The sequence below is a fragment of the Lentzea sp. CA-135723 genome (assembly GCF_050936595.1).
Lineage (GTDB): Bacteria > Actinomycetota > Actinomycetes > Mycobacteriales > Pseudonocardiaceae > Lentzea.
Genome location: NZ_JBNJMK010000001.1, coordinates 1,756,300 through 1,775,721 on the forward strand (window position 1 = coordinate 1,756,300; position 19,422 = coordinate 1,775,721).

General features: G+C 69.1%; 16 protein-coding genes. 4 read left to right on the plus strand and 12 right to left on the minus strand.

Annotation, left to right across the window (positions count from 1 at the left end):
* Window positions 1-12 precede the first annotated feature (12 nt).
* Genes ACQEU1_RS07565 through ACQEU1_RS07575 form a run of 3 tightly spaced genes read right to left on the minus strand, consistent with a single transcriptional unit; the run spans window position 13 to window position 3,013 of the window.
* On the minus strand, window positions 13-819 hold the full coding sequence (locus ACQEU1_RS07565; protein WP_433197682.1) for a carbohydrate ABC transporter permease: 807 nt from the start codon (window positions 817-819) through the stop codon (window positions 13-15).
* Window positions 816-1,748 carry a carbohydrate ABC transporter permease gene (locus ACQEU1_RS07570; protein WP_433197684.1) on the minus strand — a complete coding sequence of 311 codons (933 nt, stop codon included), beginning with the start codon at window positions 1,746-1,748 and terminating at the stop codon, window positions 816-818. Before ACQEU1_RS07570 ends, ACQEU1_RS07565 begins: the two co-directional genes overlap by 4 nt.
* Window positions 1,745-3,013, minus strand: coding sequence for an ABC transporter substrate-binding protein (locus ACQEU1_RS07575; RefSeq protein WP_433197686.1), 1,269 nt, complete (start codon window positions 3,011-3,013; stop codon window positions 1,745-1,747). The genes ACQEU1_RS07570 and ACQEU1_RS07575 overlap by 4 nt, the downstream gene beginning before the upstream one ends.
* Before the next feature lie 176 nt (window positions 3,014-3,189).
* On the opposite strand from ACQEU1_RS07575, the gene ACQEU1_RS07580 reads away from it, so the two are divergent.
* The gene (locus tag ACQEU1_RS07580; protein WP_433197688.1) at window positions 3,190-4,026 is read left to right on the plus strand and encodes an endo alpha-1,4 polygalactosaminidase; all 837 of its coding nucleotides are present in this window, start codon (window positions 3,190-3,192) and stop codon (window positions 4,024-4,026) included.
* A 40-nt stretch (window positions 4,027-4,066) separates the two neighbouring features.
* Here ACQEU1_RS07580 and ACQEU1_RS07585 read toward each other — a convergent pair whose 3' ends face one another.
* From ACQEU1_RS07585 to ACQEU1_RS07595, 3 genes are all read right to left on the minus strand, one after another.
* On the minus strand, window positions 4,067-5,461 hold the full coding sequence (locus tag ACQEU1_RS07585; protein WP_433197690.1) for a radical SAM protein: 1,395 nt from the start codon (window positions 5,459-5,461) through the stop codon (window positions 4,067-4,069).
* Window positions 5,461-7,971, minus strand: coding sequence for a glycosyltransferase (locus ACQEU1_RS07590; RefSeq protein ID WP_433197692.1), 2,511 nt, complete (start codon window positions 7,969-7,971; stop codon window positions 5,461-5,463). The genes ACQEU1_RS07585 and ACQEU1_RS07590 overlap by 1 nt, the downstream gene beginning before the upstream one ends.
* An 88-nt stretch (window positions 7,972-8,059) precedes the next feature.
* Complete coding sequence (locus ACQEU1_RS07595) at window positions 8,060-8,827, minus strand: SDR family oxidoreductase (RefSeq protein WP_433197694.1); 768 nt, start codon at window positions 8,825-8,827, stop codon at window positions 8,060-8,062.
* 99 nt (window positions 8,828-8,926) lie between these two features.
* Here ACQEU1_RS07595 and ACQEU1_RS07600 point away from each other — a divergent pair, with 99 nt between their 5' ends.
* Window positions 8,927-9,496, plus strand: a complete 570-nt coding sequence (locus tag ACQEU1_RS07600) for a TetR/AcrR family transcriptional regulator (RefSeq protein WP_433197696.1) — start codon at window positions 8,927-8,929, stop codon at window positions 9,494-9,496.
* On the opposite strand, the gene ACQEU1_RS07605 is transcribed toward ACQEU1_RS07600, so the two are convergent.
* The 5 genes from ACQEU1_RS07605 to ACQEU1_RS07625 all read right to left on the minus strand — a co-directional run bounded on the left by ACQEU1_RS07605 (window position 9,477) and on the right by ACQEU1_RS07625 (window position 16,617).
* A complete protein-coding gene (locus tag ACQEU1_RS07605) occupies window positions 9,477-11,855 on the minus strand; it encodes a hypothetical protein (protein WP_433197698.1) in 2,379 nt (792 codons plus the stop codon). The two genes, ACQEU1_RS07600 and ACQEU1_RS07605, sit on opposite strands and share 20 nt — an antisense overlap.
* A gap of 28 nt (window positions 11,856-11,883) precedes the next feature.
* The gene (locus ACQEU1_RS07610) at window positions 11,884-13,473 is read right to left on the minus strand and encodes a glycoside hydrolase family 43 protein (protein ID WP_433197700.1); all 1,590 of its coding nucleotides are present in this window, start codon (window positions 13,471-13,473) and stop codon (window positions 11,884-11,886) included.
* A complete protein-coding gene (locus ACQEU1_RS07615; RefSeq protein WP_433197702.1) occupies window positions 13,470-14,309 on the minus strand; it encodes a carbohydrate ABC transporter permease in 840 nt (279 codons plus the stop codon). Before ACQEU1_RS07615 ends, ACQEU1_RS07610 begins: the two co-directional genes overlap by 4 nt.
* Window positions 14,309-15,253 (minus strand): carbohydrate ABC transporter permease, encoded by a 945-nt coding sequence (locus ACQEU1_RS07620; protein ID WP_433197704.1) that lies wholly within the window; start codon window positions 15,251-15,253, stop codon window positions 14,309-14,311. The genes ACQEU1_RS07615 and ACQEU1_RS07620 overlap by 1 nt, the downstream gene beginning before the upstream one ends.
* An 80-nt stretch (window positions 15,254-15,333) precedes the next feature.
* Complete coding sequence (locus tag ACQEU1_RS07625; protein ID WP_433197706.1) at window positions 15,334-16,617, minus strand: ABC transporter substrate-binding protein; 1,284 nt, start codon at window positions 16,615-16,617, stop codon at window positions 15,334-15,336.
* A gap of 175 nt (window positions 16,618-16,792) precedes the next feature.
* On the opposite strand from ACQEU1_RS07625, the gene ACQEU1_RS07630 reads away from it, so the two are divergent.
* Both ACQEU1_RS07630 and ACQEU1_RS07635 read left to right on the plus strand, forming a co-directional pair.
* Window positions 16,793-17,815 carry a LacI family DNA-binding transcriptional regulator gene (locus tag ACQEU1_RS07630; protein WP_433197708.1) on the plus strand — a complete coding sequence of 341 codons (1,023 nt, stop codon included), beginning with the start codon at window positions 16,793-16,795 and terminating at the stop codon, window positions 17,813-17,815.
* Window positions 17,816-17,856: 41 nt separating this feature from the next.
* Complete coding sequence (locus ACQEU1_RS07635) at window positions 17,857-18,288, plus strand: hypothetical protein (protein WP_433197710.1); 432 nt, start codon at window positions 17,857-17,859, stop codon at window positions 18,286-18,288.
* Between the two features lie 36 nt (window positions 18,289-18,324).
* On the opposite strand, the gene ACQEU1_RS07640 is transcribed toward ACQEU1_RS07635, so the two are convergent.
* Complete coding sequence (locus tag ACQEU1_RS07640; RefSeq protein ID WP_433197712.1) at window positions 18,325-19,401, minus strand: BtrH N-terminal domain-containing protein; 1,077 nt, start codon at window positions 19,399-19,401, stop codon at window positions 18,325-18,327.
* Between the last annotated feature and the right edge of the window lie 21 nt (window positions 19,402-19,422).

The following is a 19,422-nucleotide window of genomic DNA, read 5'->3' on the forward strand; positions in this document are numbered from 1 at the left end:
TTGGTTGTTCAGTCACTTGATGCCCGCTGCGGCCACCGACCGCACGAAGAACCGCTGGGCGAAGAAGAAGACGAGCAGCACGGGCAGCTGGCTGAGCACCGTGCCGGCCATGAGCTTGGGCCAGTTCGTGGTGTGCGCGCCCTGGAACGACTGCAGTCCTAGTTGGACGGTCATCACGCCGGGGCTCTGCACCGCGATCAACGGCCACAGGAAGTCGTTCCAGGTCTGGAGGAAGGTGAGCACCGCGAGCGTCGCCAACGTCGGCCGCATCAACGGCAGCAGCACCTGCACCAACGTCCGCAGGCGAGAAGCGCCGTCGATCCGCGCGGCCTCCTCCAGCTCCCGCGGCAACGTCGTGAAGAACTGCCGCATCAGGAACACCCCGAACGCCGTCGCCAGGTTCGGCGCGATCAACGCCCCCAGGGTGTCCACCAGCCCCAGCGACCGCATCATGATCAGCAACGGCAGCATGACGATCTGGAACGGCACCATCAGCGTCGCCAACATCAGCACGAACGCGACTTTCGACCCGATGAACGGGATCCGCGCGAACGCGTACCCGGCCAGCGAGCAGAGCAGCAGGTTGCCGAGAACGCAGACCACCGACACCACGAAGCTGTTGACCAGCCACGACCCGAGCGGTGCGTCGCGCACGGCCGCGAGGTAGTTCTCCCACTCGATCCCGCCCGGCAGCCCGGGAGGGAACCGCCTCGACTCCTCCTGGGTGGAGATCGACACGAGGATCATCCACACCAGCGGCGTCACCATGACGAGCGAGAGCGGCAGCAGGATCAGGTGCAGCGCGCTGGGCCTTCTCATCGGACCTCGTAGTGGGACGTGCGGCGGTTGAACCGCAGCTGGACGAGGGTGAACGCGCCGATCACCAGGAACACCGCGCAGCCGATCGCCGCCGCGTACCCGCCGTCGAAGCTCACGAACGCCTCGTTGTAGAGGTGGTAGACGAGCACGGTCGTCGCGCGCAGCGGCCCGCCCTTGGTCGTCACGTAGACGGCGTCGAAGAGCTGCAGCCCGTTGATCGTGAGCCACACCAGCAGGAACCCGGTGGCGGGCGCGACCAGCGGCAGTTCGACGTGCCAGAACGACCCGGCGCGGCCGCAACCGTCCAGACTGGACGCCTCGATCAGGTCCTTCGGCACGTTCTGCAGCGCCGCCAGGTAGATGATGACCGCGAACCCGAGCCAGCCCCACACCGTCATCGCGACCACGGAGAACAACGCCTGGCCGGGGTCGGCGAAGAAGCCCTGCTTCGGCAGCCCGACGGCGTCCAGCGCGGCGTTGACCAGCCCGAACTGCGGGTTCGCCAGCCAGCTGAACATGATCCCGGTCGCGACCGTCGACGTCACCAGGGGAACGGACACCGCGAGCCGGTACAGCACCACCCCGCGGATCTTCTGGTTGAGCATCACCGCGATCGGCAGCGCCAGGACGAGTGTCACGGGCACGAACAGCACGACGTAGACCAGCGTGCGGCGGGCCGCGTCCCAGAAGAGCGGGTCGGCGACGAGCTTGGCGTAGTTGTCGCCGCCCGCGAACGTGCCGGGCGACGTGAGATCGGTGTGCTGGAACGACAGCACCGCCGACCACACGACGGGGACGAGGCCGAACACGCCGATCAGGATCACGGCCGGCGCCGCGAAACCCCAGCCGGCGGCGTGGTCGGCGCCTTTCCGGGAACGGTTCGGCCGCGCGCCGACGGCCGGCGCGGGCCGGGTCAGGAGGTCCGTCATGAACCCGCCAGCTCCTGGTCGACCTCACCGCGCGCCTGGTCCAGCGCCGCCCGCGGTTCCGCCTGCCCCAGCAGCACCGACTGCACCGCCGTGCCCAGCACCTGCGAGATCTTCGGGTACTGCGGGATGTTCGGCCGCGCCTTCGTGACGTTCTTCGCCAGGTTGTCGACGAACACCTTGGTACCGGGGTACTTCGCCTCGAACTCCGCGTACCCCGCGAGGTCCACCTCGGACTGCCGGATCGGCAGGTGCCCGGTCTCCATGGCGAACTCGAGGTGGATCTCCGCCGACAGCAGCCACTTCAGGAACGGCACGGCGTTCTTGCGGCCGTTCTCGCCGAACACGACGAACGTGTCGGGCCCGGCGATCGTCGCGTGGCTGACCTTGCCCGGCAGGAACTCCACCCCGTACGCCACGTCGTCGTTGATCGCGCCGAGGTCCCAGGGCCCGGTCCAGAGCATGCCGATGCGGCCGGAGTTGAAGAGGTTCAGGTACTGCTGGTCGCCTGCGTCCAGGTACACCGACTTGTCCGTGACGGCCATGTCCTTCAACAGCTGCATCGCCTGAAGCCCCGCGTCCGAGGCGAACGCCGACTTCTTGCCGTCGGCCGAGAGCAGGTCACCGCCCGCCTGCCAGAGCAGGGCGAGGAAGCGCCAGACCGTGTCCTCGGTGCCGTCGTTGACGTACGCCCAGCCGAACCGGCCGTCCGCGGTGAGCTTCCGCGCGGCCGCGCGGAACTCGTCCCACGTCCACGACGAGGTCGGGTGCGCGATCCCGGCGTCGTCGAACAGCTTCTTGTGGTAGACCAGCGAGAGGTTGTCGACCAGCGCCGGAACGCCGTAGATCTTGCCGTCGACCGTGGACGCGTCCCGCCCGGCCTGGAACAGGTCGTCCCACGCGAACCCGGCGTCGCCGCGCAGCAGGTCGGTCAGGTCCTGGGCCTGCGAACGGCCGGTCAGGCCGGTGATCGAGGAGCCGTACTGGTAGGCGGCCTCCGGCGGGTTGCCGGAGGCGAACGACGCCAGCGTCTTCTGCAGCGCGTTGTCGTTGCCGCCGTTGAACACGAGCTCGACCTGCTGGTTCGGGTGCGTGGTGTTCCAGCGGTCGGCGAGCTTGCCGAGCGCGGTGGCCTCCGCGTCGGTGTAGCCGTGCCACACGCGCACCTTGCCGTCGGAACCGGACCCGGTCCCGCAGGCGGCCGTCATGAAGAGCGCGGCGCCCATCGTCAGCACCGTGCGGCGACTCAGCCCTCTGCCGTGCGCCATGTCGACTCCCTCGCGTGGTGGGTGCGGCTCTGTGGTCGGGGACACTAAGCCGGAATCGCTCAAACACGCAAGAGTCGTGACCGATTGAGATTGATTGCTAGCCTGAATCGGGCATTCTCGGTACGGTCGCTCACACCCAATCAGCAACACTGAGCGATCAAGGAGATTCGGCGCCTATGACCTCCCCTGCCCGCGCCCTCGCCGGAACAGTCCTCGCCGCACTCGCCGTGGCCGCCTGCGCGGTCGCGCCGCTGACGTCCAGTGCGGCGGCTCCTGCGGCGATCCAGCTGCCGCCCACCGGAGCGGTGCTCGACTACCAGCTCGGCGCCGCGTACGCGCCGCCGTCCGGCGTGAACCTCGTGACGCGCGACAGCACGGCCTCACCCGCGCCCGGGATGTACTCGATCTGCTACGTCAACGGGTTCCAGACCCAGCCGGCCGACCGCAACGTCTGGCTGAACCAGCGAGGACACCTGATCCTCAAGGGTTCCAACGGCAAGCCGATCATCGACCCGAACTGGCCTGACGAGTTCCTGCTCGACACCTCGACGGCCGCCAAGCGCACCGAGCTCGCCGGGATCATCGGCACGACGATCGACACCTGCGCGAACAAGGGCTTCAAGGCCGTCGAGGTCGACAACCTCGACTCCTACCTGCGGTCCAAGGGCAAGCTGAGCGTCAACAACAACCTGGCGTACGCCAAGCTGCTCGCCGACCGCACGCACAACCGCGGCCTCGCGATCGGCCAGAAGAACTCGGCGGAGCAGACCGCCCGCGCCCGCACGGAGGTCGGCTTCGACTTCGCGGTCTCGGAGGAGTGCCACCGCTGGGAGGAGTGCTCCTCGTACTCTGATGTCTACGGCCAGCACGTGATGGACATCGAGTACACCGACGACCTGCGCGGCACGTTCGAGGACGTCTGCAACGACCCGGACACCCCGGCCACCACGACGTTGCGCGACCGCTACCTGGTGGCGCCGGGCAACTCCGCGTACGCCTTCGACCACTGCTGACGAACTGAAACGGGGTGGGCCGCCAGGGCCCACCCCGTTCTCACAGCTCGGTGTTGATGATCGCTTCCACGAGCACCTCGCCGTCCTCGGTCAGCGCGACACCGGCCGCGTCGACCGCGACCAGCCCGCGGGCGGCCAGCGAGGCGAACTTCTCCCGGTACGGGCCGTCCACCAGCGACGTGCCGTACCGGGCGCGGTGCAGGTCCTCCCGCACCGGTTGCAACGTCGACAGCGCCATCTTGACCGCGCGGGCCTCCTGCGCGCCCGCGTCGAACCCGGTCGCGGACCCGAGCGGCACCCGCCCCGCCTCGACGGCCTGCGCGTAGTTCTTCCAGTTCACGTCGGTGATCGCCTCGGACACCCGGCAGCTGGAACTGCCACCCAGGCCGATCGCGACCTCGGCCTCCTGCTTGTCCTGGTCCACCATGATGGACTTCCACTTCTCCGGCCCGAGGCCGTCCCGCGCGAAGTACATCGTGGGGTGCTCGGTGTAGCCGGCGGAGCGCAGGCCGTCCGTCAGCACCTCGCGCATCCGGTACTGCTCCAGCAGCGTCGGCCAGAAGTGCCCGTCCCGCACCAGCTTCTCCCGGTACTGCGGCAGCTGCCACGGCGCGGGCTGCTCGCCCGCGACCCCGGTCCTGGTCTCGGCGTACGACTTGAGGTGCAGCTTCGTGCACACCACGGCCGTGACCTCGTTCTCCAGCACCACGTCCAGGTCGCGCCGCACGCTGTCGACGGTCTGGTCGAGCAGTCCGTACATCAGGTCGATGCTGATCCACTCGAACCCGGCGGCCTGCGCGTTGCGCACGAAGTCCACGCACATCTGGGACGAGTGCTCACGGCCGCACTCGCGCAGCACGTGGTCGTCGAACGACTGCACGCCGCTGGACAGCTTGGTGCAGCCCAGTTCCCGCAACGTCTCCAGCTTCGCCGGCGTGAACGTGCTCGGGTCGCCCTCGAACCGGATCGTCGTGTCGTCGGTGAACCCGAAGTTCTCCCGGTAGAAGTCGAGCAACCGCCGGATGTCGCGCTCCGGCAGCAACGACGGAGTGCCGCCGAAGACGTTGAACTCGCCGACCGGGGCGCGCCGGAGCTCGGGCACGCGTTGCAGCCAGAGCTGCGCCTCGCGGATGTTCCAGTCCACCCACTGCGAGAGCTTCTCCTCGTTGCGGCCGCCCTTGACGAGCACGACCGGGTACTGGCAGAAGCGGCACTTGTAGGCGCAGGTGGGGATGTACGACCAGAGGTGGATCGGCGCGGTCCCGGTGAGCTGGGCGCTCAGGTCGCCGAGGAAGTCGTCGACGCCGTAGCCGGGCACGTTACCGGGGAAGACATGCGCCCCGAACGGATCTTCGGTGACGTAGTCGAGCAGGTGCGCGTTCGCGGGGTCCTGCAACGCCGCCCACACCCTGGGCTCGGACAGCACACTGGTCATCAGAACACGCCTCCATTGCCGAAGTAGTTGTGCGCCTCCCCGGATTCGCGGTCCTCGCAGTAGTACTTCACGAACTCGGCGAACCGGCCCTCCGGCACGTCCGCGAAGCACTCCGGCAACGGCGGCGGGTACCCGATGTCCTCCCCGACCGTCGCGCGCAACCGAGCGAAGATCTCATCGCGGAACTCCAGGTAGAGCCGGTACGACGGCGTCTTGTACGAGTGGATCGGGAGGAAGTCGGTCACGCTCATCTCGGCCTTGATCTCCGCGATGCGCCTGCCCAGCCGCGCCGCCAGGTCCTCGCCGAAGAACGCGACCACCGCGTCCTCGTCCAGAAAGGACGGTGTCAGCAGCACGGGCAGGATGGTGTTCTTCGGGGTGAAGTCCTTGATGGAGAACTCCCACGCCTGCAAGGCCTCGGCCTCGGTGAGGTCGGCGGTCTTCGCCGGCGCCTCCGGCCGGATGTCGCGCATGACGATGATGCCGTCGTTGCCGTACGCGCGGCCGGTGATCACCTCGTCGATGGCGTGGTTGACGCGCCGCGGGTTGATCTCGACCTTCGACAGCGGGGCGTAGGCGATGTCGTGGCCCGCGCCCGCGACCCGGATGCCGAAGTCCCAGTCGTCGGACAGGTGGTTGACGAACCGCCCGTTCTGCAGCTGGTAGAAGATCTCGATGCCGCCGACGTCCTCGTAGGCCTCGCGTTCGACGGCGAAGCCCTTGCCGTCCGGGAAGCCGCCGAACAGCGAGAACGTCACCGCGCGGCACCGCAGCGTGCGCTGGATGGCGTCCCACAGCCGGGGCCTGCCGACGAAGTGCTCTTCGTTGTAGTAGTAGTCGCAGACGCCGATCGCGGCCTTGTCCTTCTCCATCACGGCGATCAGCTCGGTGATCCACCGCCGGTCCACCTGGCAGTCGGCGTCGGCCGAGAGCAGGTAGAAGCGTTCACCGGGGTCCTTGCGGTGGCGGCTGCGGCGGACCGCGAACTCCATGCCCGCTCTGCGTGCGCACGCCACACCCTGCTCGCGTTCGCTGATCACGTGCACCGCGACCGGCGACGTCTCGGCGAACCGGCGGGCCAGCTCGACCGTGGCATCGGTGGAGTTGTTGTCCACCAGCACGATCTCGTACGTCTCGGGGTCGACGTCCTCCTGGTCGCGCAACGACGCCAGCACGGCGTCGATGTTGGCGGCCTCGTTCAGCACCGGAAGCACCACGCTGACCTGCACGCGCGGCCCCATCGCGGGCGGGAACAACTCGCTGACCAGGCCGTTCGCCGCCTCGCGGGTGTGCGTGCCGAGCCGCCTGTTGTGCTCCACCACTTCCGCCCGCCTCTCCGCGTTCGTCATGAGCTCGTGCACCTGCCGGGCGAACTCCGCCGTCGGCAGGTCGTGCCGCTGGATGTCGAGCACCGGCGCCTCGTAGCCGCCGTAGACCGTGTCGTACAAGGCGTACCGGCTCGCGACGTACGGCACGCCGGCCGCAATCGCCTCGCCGATCGGGTTGCCGAAGCTCTCGTAGTCGTACGAGGTCAGGAACGACACGACAGAGGCGTGCGCGAGCAGGTCGCGCACGCTGAACCCGGCGCCCGCCGACTCGCACGGCTCCAGCACGCCGCCGAAGACGACCGGGACGCGCAGCTCCTCGGCCAGCGCGCGGAGCTTCGCCGTCTCGGCCGGGTCCTCTTCGGTGTCACCGGCGACGAACAGGCACGTGCCCGGCAGTTGCGCGACGAGGTGCAGGTCGCGGTCGATCCGCTTCTGCGGGATGATCCGCGTGAACCGGGCGATGACGGGTGTTCCGGGTGCGATGCCGTGGTGCTCGAGGAAGTCCGCCCGGCCGGGACGCGCCGGAGCGGTGAAGGTGTTCGGCAGCAGGTCGAGGTTGCGCAGGTGCGGCATCCACTCCAGCGTGCGCCGCCGGGCCTCCTCGTGCAGCGCGAAGTAGTGGACGTGCGGGGAGTTCACCATCGGAGGCGTTGCGGGATAGGGGAAGCTGCCGTACTTGACCGGTTCGCTCTGCCACATCAGGTCGTGGTCGCGCCACAGCACGAACCGGCCGAGGTCGCGTGCGGCACCGTACCGTTCGACGGCCCGGTAGAGCGCTCTCGTGTAGGCGACGTTCTCCGGCAGCGTGCCGTTCTCCACCATGACGAGCGAGACGTCACGCGCCTCCCACGTCCGCACGAGCGCGTCGGCCAACGCCTCGGTGACGCGCTCGGTGTCGGGAACCTCGTCGCGGCTCACGGATTCCAGGGTGGCCGCCACGAATTCCCGGTCGTATCCGGCAATGCGCTCGATGCCGTCAACGCGGTCGAGTGTTACCCACTCCGGCACGAGTTCATGCCGATAAGGCTCGAAAAATCTTCCCTTGTCGGCCTTGATGTCGTAACCGAGGTCGAGATGAACGCGAAAACCCTGCTCAGCAAAGGATCTGGCGGTCTTGAGGAACTCCACCACCACGCCGGACATGGCCGTGGCGTCGAACGAGACACCCCAAAGAGCCGGCATTCGCTGCTCCGTTCCGAGAGGTCACTCTCATTCGAAGCTAGCATGAAAGCGCTTCCCCGCCAGGTCGCGTCTCAATCGGCCGGAGTGCTCACCAGTCAAGGGGAACGGGCAGGAAGGGCTCTTCGTCCGAAGCCTTCTTGCGGGCTTCCAACGCGTTCGCGGCGGGAGCGCCGACGGGCACCCGCAGTGGTGGCGCGGGGTTTTCCAGGGTGTCCGCGACGGCCGCGGCGACCTCCTCCGGCGTCACGGACTCACCGCGCAACGCGGGCACCTGCCGCAGCAACGGCAGGTACGGATCGTCATCGGCGAAGAACGACTTCGCCCGTTCGGCCCCACCGGACGTCACCGCGCCGGGCTGCACGATGCTCACCTTCACCCCGAAGTGACCGGTTTCGAGGGCCAGCCCCTCGGCGATCGCCTCCAGCGCCCACTTGCTCGCGCCGTACGGGGCGATGATCGGCAGCACCACCCGTCCCTGGACGCTCGACACGAAGACCAGCCGGCCGTCACCACGTTCGCGCATCGCGGGCAGCACCGCCTGCGCCACCCGCAGCGCGCCGAAGGTGTTGAGCTGGAAGAGGTGCTCGACCTCGCTCACCGGGACGCTCTCCAGCGGCGCGCGGACCGTGGTGCCCGCGTTGCTGACCAGCGCGTCGACCCGTCCCGCCTGGCCGATCGCCTCGTCCACGCTCGCCTGGTCGGTGACGTCGAGCCGCAGCCTCAGCGCCACGGGCAGATCGGCCAGGTCCTCCGGGTTGCGGGCGGTGGCGATCACCCGGTGACCCCGTCCGGCCAGCTCGACCGCGATGGCGCGGCCGATCCCCCTGGACGCACCGGTGATGAGCACTGACGACATGACGACCTCCTGAGTTCGGCGTACCTCCGATGCTATGTCGGCCGTCATACATGTCAAGAAGCTATGTCGCACGACATACTTTCGAGTACGCTCGGACCCATGGCAGGTCGGCGTTCTGACGCGAGGCAGAAGATGGTTTCCGCGGCTCGCGAGCTGTTCCGCGAGCAGGGCTACCACGCGACGGCGCTGTCGGACGTGCTCAGGCGCAGCGAGGCGCCGCGGGGTTCGGTGTACTTCCACTTCCCGGGAGGCAAGGCCGAGCTCGCCGTCGAGGCGGCCGCGCTGCACTCCCAGGAGCAGGTCGACGGCATCGACCGCGCGGCGGCCGCGGCCACGTCCCCCGCCGAGCTGGTCCGCGCCTACCTGGAACGGGCGCGGACCAACCTGATGGCGAGCGACTACCAGCAGGGCTGCACGATCGCACCCCTGGTGATCGAGTCCACCCGCGACTCGGACGAGCTGGACGCCGTGGGTGGACGGTCCTTCGAGACGATCATCGCGGCGCTGGCCGGGCACTTCGCCGCGTTCGGCCTGACCGCCGCCGACGCGCGCCGGCTCGCGGACGCGACCGTGGCGGGTGCCGAGGGGGCGTTGATCACCGCACGGGCGTTGCGCGACCCGGCGCCGTTCGACGCGATGATCGACGTGCTCACGCGCAGCGCGTCGTGAAGCCGGCCGCGAGCAGGCCGCACAGCGCCGAACGACCCTGCGGGTACTGGCTGATCAGCGAGTTCACGAACCAGCCAGACGAGCCCGGGAACCCGAATGGCGGGTTGGCGCCGACCTTGCCGTCGAAGCCGTAGCGCCAGTCCAGGTCGATGAACACCACGGAGTCGATCACGTCCGACAGGTCGTAGCCGGTGCCGAGGAAGTCCGTCTGCCTGCCGTCGACCACGCCGTTCGGGATCGGTCCGCGGTAGTTCAGCAACGTGCCGAGCCGGTCCACGAACGTGCGGTAGTCGGCGTCGGACTGCCTTCCCGAACCGTCCAGCGCCGAGTTCATCCGCTGCACGCCGACCTCGGACAGCACGATCTTCTTGTTGTGCTGCTTGGCCCACCACAGCATGCGCAGCACGTTGAGGTCGACCGGGTACTCGTGCCGCACGGCGTTGCGGTTGCCGTTGACGATCGCGTCGTAGTAGCCGAGGCACGTGCGGTTGGCGGTGTTCTGCTCGCCGTTCCAGTACGCCGTGCCGTTCTCCCAGAACGGCTGGCACAGGTCCTGGTTGAAGATGCTCAGCCCCACCTGGTCGACCACGTCGTCGCCGGGGTAGAGCTTGTCGAACTCGCCGCGCACCGGGTGGTAGACGTACTTCACGTTGGCGCCACCGGTGCGGGCGTCGATCAGCTGGACGAGCTTGCGGAACGCGTTGCGGTACGAGGAGCAGTCGGTGCCGTTCGCGCAGTGGAACGCGCTGCTGACCTCGTAGTCCAGCCGCAACAGGAACGTCGAGCCGCGGTGGGCGTTGATGTAGTTCGTCAGCGCGGTGAACTGGTTGTCGTACCGGCCGTTCGCGATGTCCACGGTGGCCTGGCGCGACGCCTGGAGCTGCGTGTTCGGGTCACCGTTCCAGGCGGGCGGGTAGTCCTTCCAGCTGATGCCGACCTGGATCTGCTTGCCGCGGGCGGCGAGGAAGTCGGCGTAGGCGACGTGGGACGACGACCCGGACTGGCCGGCGAAGTTGCCGTCGCGCACGCCGTAGTAGACCGAGCCGCCGGCGGGGTCGGCGCCGGTGGCGGAGGTCAGGTCCTGCCACGCGGCCGTGTTGCTCTGCCCGACCAGCAGCTGCCTGCCGGCGGCGGGCGGCGGTGGCGTGGTGGTGCCGGAACCGTTGACGTACTGGGACTTGCGGATCTCGGCGATCCAGCGCGCCTTCACCGCCGGGTCGGCCTGCACCCGCGAGTCACCCCAGTAGCCGTTGGCGCAGCCGGGCTGACCGGCCGGGGCGCCGTTGCACTGCCACTGGGTCTGGGAGTCCCAGTTCGTGTTGATGTAGGCGACCGACCGGATCACGTCGCGGTTCGCGGTGACGTAGGAGAACAGGTCCTCGAACCAGGTGTCCACAATGGTCTGACCGCTGACCGGCTGCGGGTTCTTGCTGAAGATGCAGCTCTGGGTCTTGCTGCCGGTGGTGAAGCCCTGCGGCGCTGCCTCGGCGATCATCACCTTCTTGCCGTGACTGCGGGCGAAGCTCAGCACCCTGTCCTGCAAAGCGCGCGGGTTGGTGCTCGGCGCCTTGCAGGACCACTGGTAGCGGTTGTACGTGCTGCCGTAGAACGCGGACATGCCGACCCAGTCGACCACGTCGTCGCCGGGGTACCAGACGTCGAAGTGGTTCGGCGCGGTGACGACGTAGTTCCACTCCGGGTTGCCGGTGTGCTCGTCCAACGGCCAGGCCGCGGACTGCCAGACCGTCGCGACCTTGTTGGCGCCCAACGCGTTGATGCGGCCCTTGATGTAGCGGAAGGCCTGCTTGTAGAAGTCGGCGTTGTAGCAGTTCCACGGGCCGTCGTACTCGTAACCGATCCTCAGGAAGATCTCGCGGTTGTACGACTTGAGCTTGTTCACCATCTCGTCGACCTTGGCCCGGTACTGGGCGACGAGGTTGCCCGGCACCAGGTCGGCGTCGTTGCGGCCGATGATCGCGCGCAACGGCTGGTTGCCGCAGCCGGACGTGGCGTCGGACAGGTAGAGGCCCACGGCGAGCGAGGCGCCGGGGAACTCGCTGAGCGTGCGGTTGAAGTCGACCGTGCCGGAACCCCAGTTGACCGGGCCGTACATGCCGGCCAGCGGCGCTGGGTTCCCGCCCAGCACCAGGTTCGTGTACAGCGTGACGCCGCCGGGCTGGGGCACGCCGCTGGTGAGCACGTCGCGCTTGTAGTCCGAGAGCGTGTCGCTGTCCTGGCCGACGAACATGCGGATCTTGTCGCCTGCCGGGATGTTCGGGTCGGCGGTGGCGGGCTGGACGAGACCCAGCGCGATCGCCGCGGCGACCACGAGGGTGAACAGAGATCGTCGTTGACCCATGTTGCGTTCTCCTTCGATTGCAGGGGAATCAGGAGGCGTCGAGCACGTCGCAGACCATCCGGGCGCCGGTGAGGTCGGTCGCGCAGACGCCGAGGAACGCGCCGGTGAAGCCCTCGACGGCGGTGCCCGTGCTGCCGGCGACGGCCGTGCGGGCGGCGTGCTCGTCGGACAGCAGGCGCGTGTCGAGGACGGGCCCGACCGGCTGCCAGTCTCCGTGCGGCCGTGCGACGGCGAACCGCAGCTCGGTGCGGTCGACCCGCGCGCGCATCCGCACCGGACCTTCGTGCGGCCACGGGATCGGGCTGGTCAGGGGGTCGATCAACGTGCCGTGGTCGCAGGTGAGCACGGTCAGGCAGCGGCCGATCCGCTCGTCGTGGGTGAGCTGGAGCCAGTGCCACAACGCCGAGTCGTAGTAGTGGATCAACCCGGCCATCTGCTGGAAGTGCGCGGGGGCCGCGTCGACGACGATCGTGAGGTCCTCGGACAGCGCCTGCTGGCGGCGGGCGAACAGGCTCACGTCGTGCCGGCTCGCGGGTGACTGGTCGGCGCGCAACCGGATCGCGCCGAGCCGTTCGCTGCGCGACAGCCACGACGGGTCGGGCACGCGCCGGACGCTCTGCCACTGCGGCCCGAACGGCGTGACGGGCGCGGCCTGCTGCACCGGGTAGTCGTCCGGCACGGCCACCGCCGTGGCGGGCACTCCCCCGGCCACTCGCGGCCAGCCCTCGACCCATTCGACGCGCTGGATCGACGTTTCCCTTCCCAGCACGCAATGTCCGGCGCTGTCGACCGGCCTGGCCGCGAGGTGCGCGACGAACCAGCGGTCCCGTTCGTCGTGCACGAGGCTGCCGTGGCCCGCCTTCTTCAGCTCCAGCCCGGCGTGCCCGGAACTGGTCAGCATCGGCCCGGCCGGATCCGCCTCGTAAGGACCGTGCAGGTCGCGGGAACGGGCCACCGTGACCGCGTGCGACCAGCTCGTGCCACCTTCCGCGACCACCAGGTAGAACCATCCGTCGCGGTGCAGCACGTGCGGTCCCTCGGTGAGCCCGAGGTCGGTGCCGGTGAAGACGACCTCGGCGTCACCCACCAACGTCCGGGTCGCGCGGTCGAACTCCTGCAGCAGGATCCCGGAGAACCGCTGCCGTCCGGGCCGGTGGTCCCACTGCATCGACAGCAGCCACGACCGGCCCTCGTGGTGGAACATCGACGGGTCGAAGCCGCGCGCGTGCAACGGCACCGGGTCCGTCCACGGCCCGTGCAACGACGGCGCCTGCACGTGGAAGTTCGGCGAGTCGTAGAAGCCGTCGACGTTGTAGCCCAGCATGTTCGTGTAGACGAGGTGGAACGTGCCGTCCACATGCGACAGACCGGGCGCCCACACCCCGCCGGAGTCGGGCACCCCGCGCAGGTCGAGCTGTGCGCGCCGGGTGAGCGGGTGCGGCAGGGGTTCCCACGTGACGAGGTCCGTGCTGCGGTGCAGCGTCACGCCGGGGAACCACTGGAACGTCGAGGTGGCGACGACGAACTCGCCGTTCACCCTGATCATCGACGGGTCGGGGTGGAAACCCGGCAGCACGGGGTTGCGCGCCACCCGCACGCCGGTGCGCGTCGCCGTCACGCGACCACGCTCCCCTGCGCCAAGCCCTGCCTCCAGTGTCGTTGCAGCAGGAGGAAACACACGACGAGCGGCACCACGGCCAGGAACGCTCCCGTCACGACGAGGTGGAAGATGACCTGGTTGCCGACCGCGGGCTGGGTGTTCCAGTCCTGCAGCCCGAGCGTGAGCGGGAACAGCTCGCGCGAGTTCAGCATCACCAGGGGCAGGAAGAAGTTGTTCCAGATCGCCACGAACTGGAAGAGGAACACCGTCACCAGGATCGGCGACATGATCCGCAGGACCACCGTGCGGAAGACCCGCCACTCCGAAGCTCCGTCCATCCGCGCGGCCTCCAGCACCTCGTCGGGCACCGAGGAGATCGCGTACAACCGGCAGAGGTAGACCCCCATGGGCGACACCAGGCTCGGCAGCAACACCGCCCAAGGCGTGTTCTGCAGGCCCACCGCCGACATGAGGAAGTACAACGGCAACGCCAGCGCCGTCACGGGCACCAGCACCGCGCCGACGATCACCCACGACACGGTTCCGTTGCCGCGGAAGGAGAACTTGCCGAGCGCGTACCCGGCCATCGCGGCCAGCGCCGTCGCCCCCAACGCCCCGCCGCCCGCGTACAGCAGGGTGTTCGCCGTCCAGCGCAGGTAGATGCCGTTCTCGTAGGACAACGTCTGGCCGATGTTGTCGAACAGCGCGAACCGTTCGGGCAACGCGAACCCGAACGTGCTGAACAGCTCGTCGCGGCCCTTCGTCGCCGAGATCACCAGCCACAGCAGCGGAAGCACGAAGTACGCCGACGCGAGCACCAGGACGACGTGCGCGGGCAGGAGTCGCAGTTTCATCAGATCACCCCGTGCCGGCGGCCGAGCCGCAGGAAGTACAGGCTGAACAGGAACGTCACCACGGCAAGCGCCACCGCGATCGCGCCCGCGTAGCCGGACTGCCCCTCCGCGAACGCCTTCTGGTACGCGTACACGTTGGGCGTGTAGTAGCTGGTGATCGTCGCCGACAACGGCTTGAGCACCGCCGGTTCGTTGAAGAACTGGAACGCCCCGATCAACGAGAACAGCAGGCTCAACCCGATCGCGGGCAGCACCATCGGCAGCTTCACCCGCACCGCGAGCCGCAGCTCCCCGCAGCCGTCGAGCTTCGCGGCCTCGTGCACGCTCACCGGGATCGCCTGCAGAGCGGCCAGCACGATGATCATGTTGTAGCCGATCCACTCCCACGCGGCGATGTTCGTCATCGACAGCAGCACCGCGGTGCCGTTGAGGAAGTCGGGGCTGTCCCAGCCGGCCGCCGAGAACGTGCGCACGATCGGGCTGAACTGCGGCTGGTAGAAGAACCCCCACAGCAGCGTCGCGATCACCGCGGGCACCGCGTACGGCAGGAACACCAGCAGCCGGAACACCTTCCGCGCCCGCACCAGCGCCGAGTCCAGCAGCAACGCCAGGACCGTGGCGACGACCATGATCAGCGGAATGGTCAGCAACGCGTAGGCGAGAACCCTGAGCAGTCCCTCGTGGAACTTCGGGTCGGCGAGCACGTCGAGGTAGTTCGTGAGGCCCGCGAACGCCTCGGTGGTGGTGCCGAGCAGGCCGTCGCGGCGGGGCTGGAAGAGGCTCTGCCAGACCGCGACGCCGATGGGGACGAGGAAGAACGCCGTGAACGCGACCGCGAAGGGCGCGAGGAACAGCAGTGGCGCGGAGTTCCGGCGAGGACGACGGGGCGTGGTGGGTGGCCGGGTTCGGCGATCCGGCCGGGGTGGGGCGAGGGTGGTGGTCACGGGCAACGCCTTTCCGAGCTGGGGCCCACCCGATGCCGCGCCCAGGACGCAGCGGCACCGGGTGGGGGTCTGGAGCGGCCTCAGCCGGCGACGGCGAAGCCCTGCTTGCCCATGTCCTCGACGGTCCGCTTCTGCAACGCGTCCAGCGCCTGCGTCACGGTCTGCCCACCGGTCGCGACCTTGCCGAACTCGTCGGTGAACGCCGGGAACGCGCTCGTCATCGTCGGCCCCCAGGTGAAGTTCGGGTTCACCTGCTTCGAGGCCTCGCTGAAGACCTCGTAGATCTTCTGGCCGCCGTAGAACTCCTGCGGCTTCGAGAACGACGGGTCGAGCAGGCCCGAGCGGTCCGCCGGGAAGATCGACGACTTCGTGATCAGCGAGTTCAGCGACTGCTGGTCGGTGTTGAGCCACTCGATGAACTTCGCGGCCCGGTCGGCGTGCTTGCTGCTGCTGGTGACCGAGATCGACGAGCCGCCCCAGTTGCCGACCTGCGGGTTAGCAGGGTCCCACTGCGGCAGCGGCGCGACGGCCCACTTGCCGGCGCTCGCGGCCATGGCGCCCTTGAGGTACGAGCCCGCCCACACGGGTGCGGCCCACGACGCGACGGTGCCGGTGGTCAGGTCCGACACCCAGCCGGTGCTGAAGTCGGGCTCGGCCTTCACCAGCTTGCGGCTGATCAGGTCCTGCCAGAGATCGGCGACGGGCTTGGACTCCGGCGGGTTCATGGACACCGTCCACTTGTCGCCCTCGGTGCCGAACCAGCGCGCGCCCGCCTGCCAGTTGAGGCCCGCCCACTGCCCTGCCTCGTTGGTGGCGAAGGTCGCGAGGTAGCGCGACGGGTCGGCGGCGTGCAGCTTCGCAGCCTGTTCCCGGTACTCGTCCCACGTCTTCGGCACGGTCAGGCCGTACTGGGTGAAGACGTCGGTGCGGTAGAACAACCCCATCGGCGCGATGTCCTGCGGGACGCCGTAGAGCTTGCCCTGCTGGAAGACCTGGTTCCACACCCACTCGGGGAAGCGGTCGCGCAGCCCCTCACCGACCTTGCCGGTCAGGTCCGCGAGACACCCGCAGGCGATCATCGACGGCACGAACTGGTACTCGACCAGGGCGACGTCCGGCGCGTTGCCGGCCTTCACCGCGGCCTGGAGCTTCGCGTAGTAGTCCTGGGCGGGGACCTTCTCCGCCTTGATCGTCGTGTCCGGGTTGCGCTCGTTCCAGATCGCGACCTCGGCGCTGTTGTCGAGGAACGTCCAGAACGTGAGCTCCACCGGACCGCTGGTCTGGGTGGAGCCGGTGCCGCAGGCGGCGACGGCGAGCAGGGCCGCGACGACGACGGCGGCGAGGCGACGTCCGCGTTGACTCATGGCAGGTTCCTCCGGCGAGGGCGGGGTGTGTGCCGCGAGACGCTAGGAACCCGCCTTCGCAACCGACAAGGTTTCGGATCCGAAAAGCGCGCGGGTTTCGAACGATCACCGAAAACCTGCAGTTCACAGTTCCGAAACTGGCCCGAAACCCTCGGCGACCCCTATCGTCCGCACCGTGACTGGCAAGCCCACGTTGGCGCACATCGCGGACCTGGCCGGGGTGTCCGTCCCGACCGTGTCGAAGGTCCTCAACGGACACCGGGACGTCGCCGCGAGCACCCGCGAACAGGTCGAGCGGATCGTCGCCGAGGAGGGCTACGAACGTCCGCAGAGGACGGCGCCCAGACCTCGCCGCAGCCGGGCCGCCCTGCTGGACCTCGTGATCAACGAGCTGGACAGCTCGTGGGCCACCGAGATCCTCGCCGGCACCGAGGAGGTCGCCCGCGAGCACGGCATGCACCTCGTGCTGACCGCCGTGCACAAGTCACCGACGCCGGACAAGGGCTGGCTCGAGTCGCTGACCGCGCGCGGCACCCGCGGCGTGCTGCTCGTGCTGGCGGACCTCAGCGCCCGGCAGCGCACCGAGCTGCAGCGGCTGTCCATCCCGTTCGTCGTGGTCGACGCGCTGGGCAGGCAGGACCCGGCGTCGCCGTCGGTCGGCGCCACCAACTGGCACGGCGGCTACTCGGCGGTGCAGCACCTGGTCTCGCTGGGGCACCGGCGGATCGCGGTGATCGGCGGCCCCGAGCAGATGATGTGCACCAAGGCGCGGCTCGCCGGGTACCACGCGGCGCTGGAGGTCGCGGGCATCGCGCCCGATCCTCGGCTGGTCCGCTACGGCGACTTCCGCCACGAACAGGGTTACCTGCACACCAAGGCGTTGCTGGCGCTGCCCTCTCCCCCGACCGGCATCTTCGCGGGTAGCGACCTGCAGGCCCTCGGCGCGTACCAGGCGTTGCACGAACACCACCTGCGCGTGCCCGACGACGTGAGCGTGGTCGGGTTCGACGACCTGCCGTTCGCGCCGTGGACCGCGCCCCCGCTGACCACGGTCCGGCAGCCGCTGCGGGAGATGGGCGCGCTCGCGACCCGCATGCTGATCTCGCTGATCCGGGGCGAGCAGCTCACCGCTCCGAGGGCCGAGCTCGCGACCAACCTCGTCGTGCGCGGCAGCACGGCCACCGCGAAACGCGCCTGACTGGTTACGGAGCGCTTCCAAGCAGTACGTTCGGTGACATCATGGACGCACCCTCACCGAAACGTCCCGTCATCAACGACCCGATGCTCACCACGCCGATGGCGCGCCTGATGGCGCTGGCGATGGGCACCAACATCCGCGTGTTCGACCTGCCCGCGAAGCACAGCATCGGGCTCGCGGGCCTCGTCGGCGTCGACCTGGACGCGCCGGGCGGGCCGGTCTGCAAGATCGGCCTCACCGACGACCTCGACGACGACCTGCGCGCCGACGTGCTGGCGTTCGGCATCGCGGTGCTCGTCGGCACGCCGGAACTGCTGGGTGAGAGCGAGGACGGCGTGCTCGGCATCAGCAGGGAACGCCTGCCGCAGGCGCGCAACGGCCCCGGCAACCTGGCGTGGCACATGCTGGAGACGTGCGGCCGCAAGGCGCCGTCGACGACGTTCCGGCTGATGGTCATCCAGTCCGACGAGTGAGGGGGTGCGGGACCGACCCCGCACCCCCTGCCCAGGTCAGTCCACGACCGCCTTCAGCCGCGCGATGGCGTCGGTCTCGGCCTCGAACAGCTCGGTGAGCTGCTTGCCCATGTCCGCGAACTCGGTCATGCCGCCCAGCGCGTGCCACATCTCGGCGATCTCCCGCCACCGCGGCGCCTGCCCGGAATGCCCTGCCTCGTCGAGGAAGTCGGCGAACAACGGCCGCAGGTTGCCGCCGGTGACGCCGTACCGGCCGTCCACGCCCTCCCGCACCCCGCGCAACGCGACGTCGAGCCCCTGCCCGTCGGCGAAGACCTTCGGCCACGCCTTGGCGGCCTTGGTGTCGGTCATCATCTTCGCCCACTTGCGCCACGCGGGCAGCGAGAACGAGTCGGACTTCTGCGACAGGTGCTCGACGACGTCCCGCAGCCCCTCCCGCACGGCGGCCTCGACGTCGATCGCGCGGTCGGAGTCGGTGATCACCACAGCCTGGTTCTTCCAGGTGCCGACGCGGGCGTTGGCGCGGTCGAGGTCCTCGCGGGCCACCGTGAACGGCACCAGGTTCCGGTCGTCCAGGTACACCTGGTCGCCGGCCGTGGCGTAGGCGACGACGGGGTGCCCGCCGTGCCCGTCGAGCTCCTCCGGCAGGTCCCAGTAGCCGATCTGGTAGCGGTCCGGCCACACCATCGCGGCGTTGCCCGCGTCGAGCTGCTCGGTCAGCCACGTCTGCGCGGCCTTGTTCGCCGACCGGTGCCACTCGTGGGCGATGCCCAGCCGGTCCAGCGCCTTCTCCGTGCGGCGGGTGACGTACTGCCAGGAGTTGCAGAAGCCGAGCGTGACGTGCCGGCTGTTGTGCTGCTTGAACTCCCACAGGATGTAGCCGGCGCCGATGCCACCGCCGATGCCGAAGACCAGCGCCTCGGTCAGGCCGGTGATCCCCCGCGCGGCCAGCATCGTGGTGACCGCGGCCGCGTCCGGGTCGGTGCCCCCGCGCAACGTCCAGCCGGCGACGGGCGACGCGCCCGTCAGGTGGGCCAGTGCGGTGGTGTAGCGCTCGCCGGTCTTCGCCATCCTGGCGCGGACCTGGGTCTTGAGCTGCTTGCGTGACGTCATCGCCGAACTCCCCGGCCGTCG

Bases quoted from the DNA above. Each gene is read 5' to 3' on its own strand.
- ACQEU1_RS07565 (WP_433197682.1), bottom strand. From the start codon at position 819: ATGAGAAGGCCCAGCGCGCTGCACCTGATCCTGCTGCCGCTCTCGCTC.
- ACQEU1_RS07570 (WP_433197684.1), bottom strand. From the start codon at position 1,748: ATGACGGACCTCCTGACCCGGCCCGCGCCGGCCGTCGGCGCGCGGCCG.
- ACQEU1_RS07575 (WP_433197686.1), bottom strand. From the start codon at position 3,013: ATGGCGCACGGCAGAGGGCTGAGTCGCCGCACGGTGCTGACGATGGGC.
- ACQEU1_RS07580 (WP_433197688.1), top strand. From the start codon at position 3,190: ATGACCTCCCCTGCCCGCGCCCTCGCCGGAACAGTCCTCGCCGCACTC.
- ACQEU1_RS07585 (WP_433197690.1), bottom strand. From the start codon at position 5,461: ATGACCAGTGTGCTGTCCGAGCCCAGGGTGTGGGCGGCGTTGCAGGAC.
- ACQEU1_RS07590 (WP_433197692.1), bottom strand. From the start codon at position 7,971: ATGCCGGCTCTTTGGGGTGTCTCGTTCGACGCCACGGCCATGTCCGGC.
- ACQEU1_RS07595 (WP_433197694.1), bottom strand. From the start codon at position 8,827: ATGTCGTCAGTGCTCATCACCGGTGCGTCCAGGGGGATCGGCCGCGCC.
- ACQEU1_RS07600 (WP_433197696.1), top strand. From the start codon at position 8,927: ATGGCAGGTCGGCGTTCTGACGCGAGGCAGAAGATGGTTTCCGCGGCT.
- ACQEU1_RS07605 (WP_433197698.1), bottom strand. From the start codon at position 11,855: ATGGGTCAACGACGATCTCTGTTCACCCTCGTGGTCGCCGCGGCGATC.
- ACQEU1_RS07615 (WP_433197702.1), bottom strand. From the start codon at position 14,309: ATGAAACTGCGACTCCTGCCCGCGCACGTCGTCCTGGTGCTCGCGTCG.
- ACQEU1_RS07625 (WP_433197706.1), bottom strand. From the start codon at position 16,617: ATGAGTCAACGCGGACGTCGCCTCGCCGCCGTCGTCGTCGCGGCCCTG.
- ACQEU1_RS07635 (WP_433197710.1), top strand. From the start codon at position 17,857: ATGGACGCACCCTCACCGAAACGTCCCGTCATCAACGACCCGATGCTC.
- ACQEU1_RS07640 (WP_433197712.1), bottom strand. From the start codon at position 19,401: ATGACGTCACGCAAGCAGCTCAAGACCCAGGTCCGCGCCAGGATGGCG.